We start from the raw sequence: 15472 nt of genomic DNA, 5'->3' as shown, positions 1-15472 counted from the left end.
CTCATGGATAAGATGCATAATGTTACAGATGCTTTTACGATGGTACATCCAGTAACCTTGACTAGAGGCGTTAATGCAAAAGTTTGGGACACTAATGACCGCTGCTATATCGATTTTGTGGGTGGTATAGGGGTCTTAAATTTTGGTCATTGTCATCCTCACATTGTTAGTGCCATTATTAACCAAACCCAATCCCTCATTCATTATGCCTATAATGCGGCCGCTCATACACCGTATCAAACCTTTATGCCGCGATTATGTGAACTCATACCTATTAGTGGTGAGCTTGCAGGTATGCTCACCAACTGCGGTGCAGAAGCCACTGAAAATGCCATAAAAGTTGCGCGTCTTAAAACCAATCGCGTCGGCGTCATTGCTTTTGATGGTGGCTTTCATGGACGTACACTTGCTGCTGTTAATCTGAATGGTAAGGTTGCTCCCTATAAGCGCGGGCTAGGACCTTTGGCGAGCTGCGTCTACCATATACCTTTCCCCAGCCCAGATAATGAAGTTAGTGATCAGCATGCCATTGATGCTTTAAACCGCTTATTTGAAGTAGAGACGGATGTCAATAATATTGGCGCCATTATCGCAGAGCCAGTACAAGGTGAAGGTGGTTTCCAATTAATGTCACCATCATTCGCTAAATATCTACGTGCTTTCTGTGATGACCATGGTATTTTGCTGATTATGGATGAAATTCAATCAGGCTATGGTCGTACAGGGTCACCATTTGCATTTCCGCACTTAGGAATCGAACCGGATATGATACTACTAGGTAAAAGTATCGCAGGAGGATTGCCTTTAGGTGCTGTAATAGGTAAAGCTAGCGTGATGAACGGCTTACCTAAAGGCAGTTTAGGAGGTACTTATTCAGGTAATCCGGTCGCATGTGCAGCAGCAAATGCAACTATAGATATCATGCAAGAGGACGAGATATGGGCCTTTGCCGATCAATATGCACAAACGATTGAGAATACCATTGCTCAGTGGCAAGAAGAAGGCATTTCGCCTTGGTTATATGGTCTCACTGGTATTGGCGCTATGCGTGGTATTGAGCTTCGTCATTCTGAATACGGCACTCATCCGAGTATAATGGCGTGCGTTTTAAAGCAAGCGCGTGAGGAGGGTCTATTGCTCATGCCTAGTGGTAAACATCGACATATTATTCGTCTGTTACCGCCACTGACTATAGAGCCTGAAACGTTACAAGCCGGCCTTGATATCTTAAAGAAGGTGCTCTGCGCTATTCCTGATGAAAACCCTGCTGTTTAGTCTGCACCGCTAATGGTTGCCGCCGTAGTTTATATCTACATTTAAGGTTTGAAAAAAAGGATAAATATTTATGAATAAGAATAAGGTTGTTATGGGAAGTAATAATTTAAAGGATAGCAATGCTATTCGCCATGAGTTCTCAATGGCGATGTCAGCTATGTATCAATCCGAAGTTCCATTGTATGGCGACTTGCTCGATTTAGTAGCTGAAGTAAATACGGAGGTTTTAACGCAACATCCAGAGATCAAGGATCAGTTAGAGCACACGGGAGAGATTGATAGAATTAGCATGGAGCGTCACGGAGCGATTAGATTGGGCACAGCAGCTGAACTCCACATGATGCGTCGTCTCTTTGCCGTCATGGGTATGTATCCTGTTGGCTATTATGATTTAGCACCCGCTGGCGTGCCAGTTCACTCTACGGCTTTTCGGGCCATTGATGCACAAGACTTAAATCAAAGTCCATTTCGAGTTTTCACCTCTTTATTGCGTTTAGATTTAATTGGTGATGAAGTATTAAAAAAAGAAGCCATAGCGGCATTAGCTAATCGTCAAATATTTACTGCTAATGTTATTAGACTTATTGAACGCTTTGAAGAGCAGGGCGGTTTAACGTCAGAGGAAGGTGAGCAGTTTGTAACAGAGGCTTTAGAGACCTTTCGCTGGCATGATAAAACGCCTGTCTCAAAAGAGCTATATCAACGCTTATTAGAGCAGCATGGACTTATTGCTGATGTCGTTGGCTTTAAGGGTCCGCATATCAATCATTTAACGCCTAGAACATTAGATATAGATACTGTCCAGCAAGGTATGCTGGCAAAAGGTATCCCGCCAAAAGCAATTATTGAAGGGCCACCAAAACGGGATTGTCCGATTTTATTAAGACAGACGAGCTTTAAGGCATTAGAGGAAGCCGTTAGCTTTAAAAATCCAAATGGCGAGTATGAAGAGGGTCATCATACTGCACGATTTGGTGAGATTGAGCAGCGCGGTGTGGCATTAACAACAAAGGGTAGAGCGCTATATGACCAGCTGCTTAGTCAAGCACGCAGCCAATTAGGCGTAACTCCGAACGAAGGCAATGCCTCACAGTATTATCAAATTTTAGAGAGTGTATTTGAAACCTTTCCCGATGACTATCGAACGCTACATGATGAAGGACTAGCTTACTTTTACTATCAAGCTGTCAATGATGCTCCATATAAGAGTAGTGCTAGTTCTGAGTTAAATCTAAATTCTTTAGAAGATGGTTATTCAGATGAGTCTATCTTAAAGCCAATCATGACTCAATTGATTGAGCAGGGTGTTGTTCGTCTCGAGCCCATCGTTTATGAGGATTTTTTACCAGTCAGCGCTGCAGGAATTTTTCAGTCTAATCTGAATGGTGATAAACAAAGCAGTTATGAAGGTAATTCAAATCAAAACGAATTTGAAAAATCACTTGGAGTACATGTATATGATGAATTAGATTTGTATGCTGATCAACAAGCTAAAAGCATTCAAGAGTGTTTATTTGCATTAAAATCTTCTATATAAATACTCGGTACATATAACTTATTATTACTAGAATTGATTTTATTAATCTAGTAATAGCTTCATAAACATAATTCATTGTATTAGGAAGTGTTTTTAGTGAATAAACTTCTGAAAGTTTTAATAGATAGCCATCAATTTGATGACAGCCAAATCAAAACTGATAGCGAAAGTCTAGAGCATTGGGGCAAAGACTGGACCAAGCATTTCGCCCCAGCTGCTTCTGCTATCGTCTTTCCAAAGACCACTGAGCAAGTACAAGCGATTGTACTCCTTGCTAATGAACACAACGTCGTCCTCACCCCAAGTGGCGGGCGTACGGGTTTGTCAGCTGGTGCCGTTGCTGCCAATGGCGAAATTGTCGTCAGTATGGATAAAATGAACCATATAGGACAGTTCTATCCTGCTGATCGTATGGTTGAGATTGAAGCCGGTGTAGTGACTCAGCAGCTGCAAGCGTTCGCCGAATCAAAAGATCTTTACTATCCTGTCGACTTTGCTTCGGCAGGCTCTAGTCAAATCGGCGGCAATATCGGTACCAATGCCGGCGGTATCAAAGTCATTCGTTATGGCATGACCCGTCAATGGATTATGGGCCTGACAGTGGTTACGGGTAAAGGTGATATCTTGCAGCTTAATCGCGGTATGGTGAAAAATGCTACCGGTTATGATTTACGTCAATTATTTATTGGTAGTGAAGGTACACTTGGGCTTGTGACCCATGCACAAATCAAGCTTGAGCGTCAGCCGCAAGACCTAAACGTTATGGTTCTTGGCATGGACAGCTTTAATGATGTGATGAATGTCTTATCCGCTTTTCAGGCAAAGATTGATTTAACGGCATTTGAGTTTTTTGATGATGTAGCGATTGCTAAACTCATGGCACATGGTCAAGTACAAGAGCCTTTTGAATCTCGTACTAAGTTCTATACGCTGCTAGAATTTGAAGCACCTTACGAGCCAATCATGGATAAAGCGATGGCAATATTTGAGGAGTGTATGGAGCAAGGCTGGGTCGTCGATGGTGTAATGAGTCAAAACCTTGCACAAGCAGAAGAGTTGTGGAAGCTGCGCGAATACATCTCAGAAACCATTTCAGTATTCACCCCTTACAAAAACGACGTTTCAGTATTAATCAGCTACGTCCCTGACTTTATCAACGAGATTGATCATATCGTCAGCAGTAACTATCCTGACTTTGAAGTCTGCTGGTTTGGTCATATTGGTGATGGCAACTTGCACCTGAATATTTTAAAGCCTGAAAATATGAGTAAAGACGATTTCTTTGCAGAGTGTCAGGTTGTCAATAAATACGTATTTGAAACGGTACAAAAATATGGTGGCTCGGTCTCAGCTGAGCATGGTGTTGGTATGACTAAAAAGCCTTATCTACAGTATAGCCGCAGTGAGACTGAGATTGAGTATTTAAAAGAAGTCAAAAAAGTCTTTGATCCCAATAATATTATGAACCGTGGTAAGATTTTTGATATGTAGTTGTTCATTTAATATTAAATTAATGATTTAAATGGCACTTAGATTAACAAATGAAGTGCAATTTCAATCAGCAGGTTAAAGAGAAGCTTAGATGCGCTAGCATCAAACCCCAATATTAATAACATCACTTGAGAAAAGTGGATTTTATACCTCAGCCTTCTACGCTATACAAATAATAGTATGTATGGGTTTTTTCGACTCATCAGAGTAAAATAAATCCATGACATATGGAGATGTTATTGATGTTTCGGACAACATAATATTGGGGTGTATAGTTAGGTCTGCACGAACATAAAAACTAAACCAAGCGGCTTGATATATTTATTCAATAGCTTATGTTTAGGAGAAAGATATTGGGAACTGCATACGTGAAATGGAAAAATCATATTTTCCTAATTAAGGTAGGGAAGTGAAGGCTTCCTATAGCTTGTATACAGTTTGAAAAAGTTAGGTTTTTCTAAAGTTCCCAAAGTTCCCAGCATATTTATGCATAATGTCAGTATTGATATTTATAAAGTTCTTTCATAGAAATGGATACCAAAATTAGTAATGTATATGCAAGTGCTATTATAGGTCAGCATCATAAAAGAGTTGGGGCTACTGTGACAGCTAATGATAATAGAAAATATTATGAACAAAAGAATAGTGGAGAAGGCATTGTATAGTCTGTTAAATATAATCTGGATATGAGGAAGCCGAGTGAGAGCACTACAAATAGTAGACTAAGCTAGTCTGACACCGTATCTAATTTATAGAGGATTGACTGCAGTAATGTTTAAATCCAAAAGATCTAAAATTAGAATAATTATTGCAGATAGAAAAACTAATTGTCTAAGATATTATCTTAGACAATTAGGAATTGTGGTTAAATGAGTGCGTTAAGTGTACTTATACTGTGTAACGATCATTAGTGGTCGATCCAGTATATTAACTAAAAAAAATATTAAAAATCATAGCGCATGATTTCACCTTTTACAGCATAAGCGCGACCATAATCAATACTTTTATTGTTTAGCTTCAAAGAACTGCGACCATCTTTATCAAAACGAAGTAGATTGTGTCTTCTAAGAATATCTAACACCTGATTTTTACTATAGGGCAGGCATATCTCTTCGAATGTATTGATACCAAAGAGATAGAGATCATCATCCTGCTTATAATAGCCAGATTTTTTACTTATTTTTTGAGTGCGACGGCCCACAGTCTGGAAACGACTATCTGCATACTTTTCTAGATAACCAGCTATATGACCAATTATTTGCCGATCTTCTTGTTTACCATCATGCCCATAATTATCGAGCCAATTTTTGAAGCATATTTTTGCTGCAGATATAGCTTGTCCATCTTGCCAGCCTGTAATTCCGGCTCGTGTAGCTAACTCTCCAGCAGCAGCCACAACTGCCATTCGTTTACAAACTCTATAGGCTTGAGATTTAACATAATCATGATCGCTCATAAACTCTTTAATTAGCAGGTTTGCTTCGATGATTACTGACTCTTTATATCGAGTAATATAATTAAGCCAGCTCGTTCCAGCAGTTCCATAATATTGACCTGTTAATGTTGTCAATATATCAGCCTGTTCTTCAGGTGTGCTGGCTAAAACCAGACTATCGAAAATACCTAGTTTTTTTCCTGCATCAGCATCAATGTGGCATAAACGTACCTCCATACCAGCATTACATCGCTTCTTAGATTGACTCATTATAGATTTTAGTGTTTCTTCACCGCTAGATAATAATAAGATTCGCCAGGTTTGAATAATTCTATTATCCCCATTAGGTGTACTCCTATTTTTACCCCTACCATTTGCCAACATATAAGACATATCATCTAAGTCATTGCTTTCAGACTGGCTTATTTCATCCATCATTAAAGCACCATCGTTACATATGCTTGCCAAAGCTTCAATAGCGTTTTTAGTTGTATTCCAGTTTCTAACGTAATCTCTACTACCCCAAATGCTAGCTGCTACATGTAAGCTGACTGATTTCCCAATACTAGATTTTCCTACTATATGAAACCCACCACCCTCAATGTCTAAAAGTTTGAGTAGAGAACCAGCAAATGCGCAACTAATAGCAAAATTTAGGCGACTTTGATTTCCTAATGGAGAACATAGTTTTTCTCGCCACTCTTCAAGAGTACCTTTTTCGCCATACGCATGACTTAAAGATTTTTCTGACTGATAAGTAATGTCTTTATTTGTTTCTCCATAGGTTCTATTAGGCATAACAAAAACATCATCATCATGCCACCCAACTCTATTAGTAAAAATAAGTAATTTTTCAGTTGGGTGGTTGTTTAGATAAAAATCTAGAGCATCTTGTAAATATTTCTTTGTAGAGACAACTAATCCTCTTCGAGCTAGATCCCTACGATACTTACGACTATCGCCTTGCATGAGTTCTTTTGGTACTGACCATCTATGCAATGTATTTGACTTGTCCAACCACTCTAAAATTATAGACCAGTTTGTCTTATCAATATTTTGACTTTGAGCTACGACTTTCATAGGGGAGCAGATCTGTTCTCTCTTCGGCCCTGATCCATACTTACTTTCAACAATATAATACAAACCGTCGATACATTGCTCGATGTATCCTTTTTCATATTTCATTGCTGGCTCAGTAAGACTATCGTCTGCTACAATAGCAGACGATGATTCACAAAGATCATCTGTCAGTAAGGTTTCATCTACCTGTCTACTCTGCAAAGTGGACAGGTTTTCTTTTATAGGCTTAATAAGCTCAATATTTTCTTCAGCTTCCTCAAAACCTATATCACTATCTTGGGTGCTATTACTCATAACAACTTCTCCTTTGAAATATAAAATACATAATTCATAACTGCAAATCTTCTATTTTCTTTGAAAGAAAACGAAGGATGGGGGTCGATACGCTATCAAAATACTTGAAGCTAATAATGAGCTGTGCAAAAAAGCTTCTCAAATTTATTTAAATATTCTTCTAAATGCTTTTTACGATACACGATATGCCCACCAACCTTACTATATATAATGCCGTCAGATTTATGGCAACGCATATATTGCAAAGTACTTATGGATTTTCCTAGATATGCAGCTGCATACTCGGGAGAAAAAGGCGTATTAGGATGAGCTTCAGTTACGCTTTTTTTCATTGATTCGATCTCTTCATGAGTATATAAAGACCAGTTTTTTCTGCGAGTCATAGTCATATCCTGTTATTTATTGATTAAAATTGCTATAAGAGTTTCTAATAATACCAAAGAAACCACTATTTACAAGATAAATAACCTCTTTTTCTTAATAAGAAACGTAATAGAGTAAAAAAACCCTATAACCATAGGGTTTTTTTACTCTATTACTGAATATCTCCAAAGCCATTAAGCTAAAAATAGCGAGCTAGGATATACTATCAATTAGCGAACCTATTATAGGATAAGGTATGCTTATCCTATGTTTAGACAGGTAATATTAGAATCTATGACAAGATAGGATGCTTTGTATGATGAGCAAGAGAAGGGAATTAAAAATACTTGCCTGGTGAGCTAAGTAAGGAGTATGAGAGTGGGAGCTAATGTTAGGTCTGAGGAATATAACAATGAATACGCTAAGCTAGATGCAACCGTTGATAAGGTCCATTGGCATATTACTGGGACAAAATTGAGTAATCTATCGGTTCAAGCTAAAGTAGACTGACAACTAAAATGTATAAATATATAGATTCGCTGGTTAATATAACAGGATTTTATCTAATAGAAGGCGGACCTCATGAACTATCTAGGCTCAGATGAGTTTTTTGATCTCAGTATTGTGCAAACAGGGTTTAATATGTAGATGCTTGTGCGATTGTATCTATTAAAGCGGTGAAGGCAATGTGATTGTCTCTCGGTATGCTAAAATATCCCACTACGTCTTAGGTGCTAATCATATAGTTTATTGTATTATTTGATGTAATTAATGACGTGTTTTAATATAATCTAATGCAAATAAAAAACGAATATTTATAGCAGAATTAATAATAAAAGTTCTGAATTTCATAATGTATGAAGCAAGCCGTATTGGGAGTTTCCCAAACTTTGTGTAACTGCTTATAATCCACTAACAGGAGAATAAGCAATGACTACTCAATCTGACATTAAAAAACTGGCCGAGCAAATGGCTGGTAGCATGAAAAGCTTTGATGACATCAAAGACTTTCAGAAGCAGCTCATGCAATCCTTTATCGACACTGCCTTAGAGGCTGAGATGGAAGAGCATCTCGGCTACCCCAAGCATGAGAAATCAGACAAGCCAAACAAACGCAACGGGCACACTAAAAAGACCGTCCGCAGTGACACAGGCGATCTTGAGATATCCACCCCAAGAGACCGTCATGGTGACTTTGAACCTACACTCGTGCGCAAGCATCAAACCCGTATCTCAGGTCTCGATGATAAAATCATATTTCACTACAGGCATAGCCTTACGTCTTGCGCTTCGGGCAAGTGTCTCCCAGACACTTGCTGATCCTCGCTCATACGCCAAGGGTCAAACCACCACTGAGATCGTAGAGAGCATTAAAGAGCTCTACGATGTCGACATCTCAAGCTCTCTTGTCTCAAGAGTCACCGATAACATATTAGAGGACATCACCGCTTGGCAGAACCGGCCGCTGAGCAGTGTTTATCCTATCGTCTATCTAGACTGCATCGTCGTGAAGATACGTCAAGACAAGCAGATCATCAACAAAGCCATTTACTTAGCGCTAGGTGTTGCTCTTGATGGTAAAAAAGAGCTGCTTGGTATGTGGTTATCAGAGAATGAAGGCGCTAAGTTCTGGCTGGGTGTTCTCACTGAACTACAAAACCGCGGGGTACAAGATATCCTCATTGCCTGTGTCGATGGCTTAAAGGGCTTCCCCGATGCCATCAACACCGTTTATCCCAACGCTCAGGTTCAGCTGTGTATCGTGCATATGGTGCGCTATTCAATGAAGTTTGTACCTTGGACAGATAAGAAGGCCGTAGCGGCTGATTTAAAGGCCATCTATGGTGCTGATACGCTTGAGATAGCAGAGGCCAACCTTGAGCACTTTGATGAGGTATGGGGCAAAGAGTACCCGCATGTCATCAAGTCTTGGCGTAATAACTGGGAGGGCTTAACGGTGTTCTTTGAGTACCCGAAAGACATCAGAAAAGTGATTTATACCACCAATGCGATTGAGTCGCTAAACAGTGTGATTCGTACAGCGGTAAATAAGCGTAAGGTGTTCCCGTCTGATCAGGCGGCATTCAAAGTGGTGTACTTAGCCACCCAGCAGGCGTCTAAAAAGTGGTCGATGCCGATTCGTAACTGGACGTCTGCTCTTAATCGTTTTATGATTATGTTTGATGATCGTATCAGTAAGCATTTAATCTAAATGGCAGTTACACAGAATCTGGGATGGTCTCGCCGTATTCTGTATAATATTATAGCCTAGACGCAGTTTTTCATGGGAACACTGAATAGTGTGTTCTATTTGCAAAATAAATCTAGATTATTTGAGCTAAATCTTTAAAATCATTGGACTCTCTTTAAATTATTTATCCAAGATGCCTCTTTGGATAGGAACGATATTAGTCCATGAGTATAGTTGACCTACTATTTTCAAGTTTTTAACATCTTCCTTGAGCAAGATCTCATCATGAAACCTTTCGTTTTCACTGTGTAGTAATAAACCACTATCAGATCGATGAAATAATGCTCTAATATTGTATGATTGTCCCAACTTAATTAAATAGAACTTCCCATCTTGTACATTGATACTACTAATATCTACTGCACACTGCACACCAAGATTTATGATAGGTTCCATGCTTTCATCTTCTTGAGTGTAATATATGGTTTTACTGAGATTAGCATTGGCTAACTTAGCAATTTCAGCAGGTTTTTTTAGATACAGCTCTGTGTATTGGAATTTTGAATTATCAGCACCTGAAGACAATATTTTTTCCAACTCTAATAATGTGTCGTGATTTTGACACTTAACCTCCATTTCATTTTCTAGTAACTCTTGTTGATGATGTTCCCATAGTTCTTCTTCTTGTTCTTGAGATAATTCAAATCTTTTTTCATGCTCTTCTTGAGCTTTTCTGAAAGCTTTCCATTGCTGATCTTCATATGTTTCTGTTAAATAATCTATACTATAGGGTAATTTAGGGTCTAGATTCAAAGTTTTTATTAAATAATCTCTGTTATAGTAATCCTTACTGTCCTTACTATTTTCATAATCATAATCTATATTAAAACCGTCGTCATAACCAGGATAGCAAGGATTGTCACCGTTTAAAATCCAGTCTTCTGTTTGATTTAAAACTTGTGACAAACGCAGCAAGTATTTCCCGGTTGGGCGTGCTTTACCAGATAGCCATTTAGATACACTACTTTTAGAAACCCCCGTAGTTTTTACAATATCGCTCTGTTTCAGTTTTTCATCTTTCATACAGCTTCTAATTCTTTCAGCCATGGCTTGCAAGTCTTCACTCATATATTCCACCTATGAAAAATAAGGTTGTAAAAAGTTTCCCTATATTTATTTTAGCATAGGAAACTTTTTAAATATGCTCTCAAGTGAGAAAATTTCCACTTATATAGGAATAGTCGAACCTTTATACTGCTACTATGAACCGCCCCGGGATTGTCGGAGACTTAACATTCTGAGAGAATACGACAATGAAAACACGAAACTACACTCCTGAGATTAAAGAACGCGCCGTTCGCATGCTGATTGAAGCAGCAGGCGACTATCCCTCTACATGGTCAGCTATTCAAGCCATTGCCCCTAAGATTGGCTGCACGCCTGAAACTCTGCGGTCTTGGCATAAAAAGCACATCGATCAAACCATTCCTGCTTCAGTGCAAGCTCAAAGCCAAGAGCAACGTATTAAAGAGCTTGAACGCGAGAATAAAGAGCTCAAGCAAGCCAATGAGATTATACGTAAGGCTGCTGCTTTTTTCGCCCAGGCGGAGCTCGACCGCTGACTAAAATCATGATTCACTTCATCGACGACAATAAACACCTTTATGGGGTCGAGCTGATCTGTAGAGTCCTACCGATTGCCCCGTCAACTTATTATCGTGCTCAAGACTTAAGCGACAACCCACACAAGCGTTCACTGCGCAGTCAGCATGACGACTATTACATCGGTGAGATTAAACGTATTTGGCAGGATAGCAAATGCCGTTACGGTGCGCGTAAAGTCTGGCAGCAGATGAAAGCAGAAGGATTATGTATTGCTCGGTGTACCGTAGAGCGATTAATGAAGCAGTATGGCCTACAAGGCGTCTGGCGTGGCAAAGGCAAGATTACCACCAACAGCCGTGACGACCAAAAGCGCGCTGATGACTTAGTCAAACCCCGACTTTCACAAAGCCACCTGTCAAATCTCATTATTATCAATTTGTAGTGGAAGCATTGTGAATGCTGACTTAGAGATTTTATCAGTATAGTGTGTTCATATTTTGGTTGATAGTTTATATCTATAAATGCTATCTGTAGACCCGTAATATTGTAGGTAATGGCATCTAGTAATACTTAACTCATAGATATAAATTAATCCCGTAGAAGTTTATCACTTCAACACCACCTTGCCAGCCGCACCATCCATTCGATAGTTTTTAATGTCCCCGGCGATAACAAGATTAATAGCTTTTTCGATCTCATTAAGGGGAATGTTGAACCATTCAGTCGCCTTGTAAAGGTTATCGTTTGCTGCTTTTGAAGATACCTTGACTCTTTGATCATAGAAGAAAGCATGCAGTACACCTTCCACACTACGCGCATTGGCATCATAAACTTGCCACTCAGCAATGATATCTACGGGCTGTTGCAAGAAAGCAGTATCTCTAATCGAATACTTGGTACGCGCCTCTCCTGTAAGGGTAGAGAAACCTAATTTATGCAGGTGCTTATAGTGGGCTAAGTTGCTTGGGGTATCAGTTAGCTTGGCGACATAAATGACACCAGTAAGTTGCCGATTGTCTCCAAAGTTTTTGGCGAGCTCATCATCCATCCAGTCAGGATCAGTAATTAAGAGCTGATAGCTGTTTTCATATTTATACTGCGCGGTAGCCAATGAATGAGTAAGCATATTCGACTCTGTACCGTTAGAAAATATTAAGCGTAGCCTCTCTTGGCTTCGAGTGTTCTTTCTAGCCTCTGCTTGATAGATATCAGCCACATAACAAAGCATGCCGTTTAAAACAAAGACACTACCGATATTGATGTCTTTCACCGATGAAAAATTATTTTTGGTAAAAGCCCCCGTTTGAATAGCTTTAGATATGCGCTCAAAGGTTGCTTCAAACTTATAAAAGTCCTTACATTCAAAGCGAGTTGCTATATCTTCGTCATTGTATTGATCATAGCTGGCACGTGTATTGCTCTGACTGTCACTGACTAAAATTTCAGAATGGATGTTGTCAAAAATCCCTAGGTCATCACTGTTGAAAATATCATCTAGACTGTTAATAACAGGTGGCTCGCTAACAGTCACGGTTACCGGCTCAGCTTCTTTAGTGCTATCGCTGACTGCCTTTTCAGACCCATCATCCTTATTGCTCACGCCTTTGTCTGAGAGTGTCGGTTTGTCAGATAGGGTAAAAGTAGTACTTTGCGTAGCCAATAAACCATGCTTATCTAAAGCTAGCAATTCTTGCGAGTTTGCGTGGTTGGTTTGTATGGTAGCTAAGAGGCGAGCATTTATCTTTTCATTAATATCGCTAGCACTGCTACTGGGTATGCGCCCCTGTTGATCGATAAAAAGGTTGATAGTGTCAAATTGCTGCGCTAAAACGCTGTTATTCGCCGAGCTATTTGTAACGGGCTTTATATCGTCTAATAGACCGGTACTGTCATTAGAAAAAATATCTTCTAGTGTCTTGTACTCACGACTTTGGTAGATCTCGTCGAGTTTAATCATGACTATTGGCTTCTCGCTTGGCTTTTTGGTTTCTAACATAGGAGATAACTTCAGTCATACGCCGCTCGATAGCATCTTCTGAGTTTCTATTAGGCTGACGACCTTTATTCTTGATAAACGCAACTATCTTTGGCCACATCAGGACCGCTTCTGCCTCAGTGACGGTAGAACGGCTGGCATGCACGACGTCATTGATGGTTTGTAGTACTTCTTTGTCGACTGTCCTAGAAAGGACTTCATAGGCATCATGAAAGGGGTTGACTGATTTGACAAGATCGATGGGAAGGTTGTTTACATTGACAAACTTACTGCCAACCTTCACAAAGCCGTTGCTAGGATTTGAGTCATTGCTGCTACTTGATTTGGTTTTAGGGTTATATATTTTTGCGTCAGCTGGCAGGTGGCGCTCTTTAATAATGTCGTTTTCATTGAGCTGACTTTTTCGTTCAGCATTTAGAGTAGCGATATCTACATACTCCGTGCCTTGCTTAATGAAACAGCGCTCATTTTCGATGATCGCATCTTCAGGGATATCCTTACCTTCAACCACGCCACCTTGGCGGTTAATGGCCATATATTGCATGACGCCTTCTTGTACTTGCCGTACTTCATTGGCATCTAGTGTCGGGTATTTACTACGAATAATACTTGGGATGACGGTATCTGATACGGCTTCGGTCTCTACATTATTGGTTTCGGCAGCGATATACTTTTTAATACTATCTGTGTTTTGGGCTAGCTGCGCCAATATCTCGTCACGGTCTTGGTTGAGTATCTTCATCACTCGATCAGAGGGAGGATTGACGGTGTCATCAATAATAATGGTACCTGCCGGCAAGTCTAACGTGCCTAATATGTCTAGCTCACTACGACGTTTAAAGTTGATATTAGGTTTAAGTACTTGCTCCATCAGCAGCGATAGAGTAATGGCCTTTAATAAATCATTGACAGAGCTTGTCACCTCAGACTTATCCGCTTCTGGCTCAGCGATTAGGTTGGTAAATTGGGCATGGTGTTTGCCCGCGCTATCGCGTGTTGAGCGCCCAATAATCTGTACTACCTCGGTTAGAGAGCCGCGATAGCCAATGGTTAATACATGCTCACAATACTCCCAGTCGAAGCCTTCTTTTGCCATTCCAAGGGCTACGATGATATCCATATCATCACGAGAGGTAATATCAGCTAAGTAAGCCTGTGTATTCACTCGTATGGCATCATCAGTCACTAAGTCAGCGAGTAGTAAACGCCTGCCATCATGTGACCGTATGGTGATGACACCAGTATTCTCATCACGAGATTCACTTTCACCGATAATATCTATGATACGACCAACGGTCTCATACTTGTCTGTCTCAGCGGTTAAGCTATTGACGTTCGGGATGTGAATAATGGTTTTTTTACTGGTATCCAAGCACTCGTCTAAGGCATCAAAAAATGACTTTTTGTAAAAGTGATAGCCGAGTCCTAATGACTTTAGGTGCTCATAACCATTCAGCTGTTCATAATAGGTATAAGTCACCTTATCGAACTTTTCTTCATCGCTATCTGACAAGATAGGTACTGAGTCGCCACGGAAGTAAGAGCCAGTCATTGCCACAATATGAGCGCTAGTCTGCATCATAATGCCATCTAGTATGGCGCCCAAGCGGTTAGATTCATCTGCTGATACGTGATGGAATTCATCGATACCGATAAGAACGTCGTTAAATAGCTCGATACTGCCACCATCTTCGATGACCTTATCAAAGCCATATCTAAAGCTGTGATGAGTACAGACTAGGACTTGGGGTAGAGAGTCATCATCGCTATCACCATTGATAAACTCTGAGAAGATAGCGGTCTTGCGAGTATCACTTTGAGCGAGGCTTAAGCATAAGTTATAGCGGTCTGCTACCTCCCAATCGGCAAAAAAACCATAATCACTAAGCGCTGTTGATCTAAAGGATTTGCCAATACTCATCTCTGGTACGGCAATGATGACTTTTTTGATGCCTTGATTAATAAGCTTATCCAAGGCCAAAAACATCATAGCGCGTGACTTACCAGAGGCGGGTGGCGACTTAATAAGCAAATACTGGCTATTACGCTTCTCGAACGCACGTGCCTGCATTTCACGCATACCAAGCTCGTTGTTCTTTTTGCTCTGACCAGTGCGGGCGTAAGTTTGATTTAATATATTAACCATTTTGCTCATTGCTAATCCTTAAAAATATAAATCTTCACATCTGTTTGATTAGTTAAAAA

Annotated in this window: 8 protein-coding genes, 2 pseudogenes and 1 other annotated feature; of the genes and pseudogenes, 5 read left to right on the top strand and 5 right to left on the bottom strand. The window is 39.9% G+C overall.

Features of this window, described 5'->3' with window-relative positions; all coding sequences use genetic code 11:
- The first annotated feature begins 3 nt into the window (after window positions 1-3).
- The 3 genes from ACS8FB_RS02495 to ACS8FB_RS02485 all read left to right on the top strand — a co-directional run bounded on the left by ACS8FB_RS02495 (window position 4) and on the right by ACS8FB_RS02485 (window position 4303).
- Window positions 4-1275 carry a 2-aminoadipate transaminase gene (locus tag ACS8FB_RS02495; protein WP_439260853.1) on the top strand — a complete coding sequence of 424 codons (1272 nt, stop codon included), beginning with the start codon at window positions 4-6 and terminating at the stop codon, window positions 1273-1275.
- Between the two features lie 70 nt (window positions 1276-1345).
- Complete coding sequence (hglS, locus tag ACS8FB_RS02490; RefSeq protein ID WP_439260852.1) at window positions 1346-2812, top strand: 2-oxoadipate dioxygenase/decarboxylase HglS; 1467 nt, start codon at window positions 1346-1348, stop codon at window positions 2810-2812.
- Between the two features lie 96 nt (window positions 2813-2908).
- Complete coding sequence (locus ACS8FB_RS02485; RefSeq protein ID WP_439260851.1) at window positions 2909-4303, top strand: FAD-binding oxidoreductase; 1395 nt, start codon at window positions 2909-2911, stop codon at window positions 4301-4303.
- A gap of 943 nt (window positions 4304-5246) precedes the next feature.
- Here ACS8FB_RS02485 and ACS8FB_RS02480 read toward each other — a convergent pair.
- Both ACS8FB_RS02480 and ACS8FB_RS02475 read right to left on the bottom strand, forming a co-directional pair.
- Window positions 5247-7112, bottom strand: a complete 1866-nt coding sequence (locus ACS8FB_RS02480; RefSeq protein WP_439260850.1) for a DUF927 domain-containing protein — start codon at window positions 7110-7112, stop codon at window positions 5247-5249.
- 110 nt (window positions 7113-7222) lie between these two features.
- Complete coding sequence (locus tag ACS8FB_RS02475) at window positions 7223-7495, bottom strand: helix-turn-helix domain-containing protein (RefSeq protein WP_439260849.1); 273 nt, start codon at window positions 7493-7495, stop codon at window positions 7223-7225.
- 910 nt (window positions 7496-8405) lie between these two features.
- Between ACS8FB_RS02475 and ACS8FB_RS02470 the strand changes: the two are divergent.
- Window positions 8406-9687, top strand: a pseudogene (locus ACS8FB_RS02470) (IS256 family transposase).
- Between the two features lie 159 nt (window positions 9688-9846).
- Here the strand turns inward: ACS8FB_RS02470 and ACS8FB_RS02465 are convergent.
- Entirely contained in the window at window positions 9847-10794 is a 948-nt protein-coding gene (locus ACS8FB_RS02465; protein WP_439260848.1) for an XRE family transcriptional regulator, read from the bottom strand.
- Window positions 10795-10979: 185 nt separating this feature from the next.
- On the opposite strand from ACS8FB_RS02465, the pseudogene ACS8FB_RS02460 reads away from it, so the two are divergent.
- Window positions 10980-11695, top strand: a pseudogene (locus ACS8FB_RS02460) (IS3 family transposase); the annotation flags it as partial.
- Window positions 11255-11371, top strand: a sequence feature (AL1L pseudoknot). It overlaps the preceding pseudogene by 117 nt.
- 183 nt (window positions 11696-11878) lie before the next feature.
- Here the strand turns inward: ACS8FB_RS02460 and ACS8FB_RS02455 are convergent.
- Together ACS8FB_RS02455 and ACS8FB_RS02450 are read right to left on the bottom strand one after the other, a co-directional pair.
- Window positions 11879-13228 (bottom strand): GIY-YIG nuclease family protein, encoded by a 1350-nt coding sequence (locus tag ACS8FB_RS02455; RefSeq protein WP_439260847.1) that lies wholly within the window; start codon window positions 13226-13228, stop codon window positions 11879-11881.
- Entirely contained in the window at window positions 13221-15422 is a 2202-nt protein-coding gene (locus ACS8FB_RS02450; RefSeq protein WP_439260846.1) for a DEAD/DEAH box helicase, read from the bottom strand. Before ACS8FB_RS02450 ends, ACS8FB_RS02455 begins: the two co-directional genes overlap by 8 nt.
- Window positions 15423-15472: the final 50 nt, after the last annotated feature.

It is taken from the genome of Psychrobacter sp. 1U1, assembly GCF_051847535.1.
Classification (GTDB): domain Bacteria; phylum Pseudomonadota; class Gammaproteobacteria; order Pseudomonadales; family Moraxellaceae; genus Psychrobacter; species Psychrobacter saeujeotis.
This window is presented reverse-complemented; position numbering and strand designations above follow the sequence as displayed.

Excerpts from the sequence above, each read along its gene's own strand:
- ACS8FB_RS02475 (WP_439260849.1), bottom strand. The coding sequence starts at position 7,495 with ATGACTCGCAGAAAAAACTGGTCTTTATATACTCATGAAGAGATCGAA.
- ACS8FB_RS02450 (WP_439260846.1), bottom strand. The coding sequence starts at position 15,422 with ATGAGCAAAATGGTTAATATATTAAATCAAACTTACGCCCGCACTGGT.
- ACS8FB_RS02465 (WP_439260848.1), bottom strand. The coding sequence starts at position 10,794 with ATGAGTGAAGACTTGCAAGCCATGGCTGAAAGAATTAGAAGCTGTATG.
- ACS8FB_RS02455 (WP_439260847.1), bottom strand. The coding sequence starts at position 13,228 with ATGATTAAACTCGACGAGATCTACCAAAGTCGTGAGTACAAGACACTA.
- ACS8FB_RS02480 (WP_439260850.1), bottom strand. The coding sequence starts at position 7,112 with ATGAGTAATAGCACCCAAGATAGTGATATAGGTTTTGAGGAAGCTGAA.
- hglS (WP_439260852.1), top strand. The coding sequence starts at position 1,346 with ATGAATAAGAATAAGGTTGTTATGGGAAGTAATAATTTAAAGGATAGC.
- ACS8FB_RS02495 (WP_439260853.1), top strand. The coding sequence starts at position 4 with ATGGATAAGATGCATAATGTTACAGATGCTTTTACGATGGTACATCCA.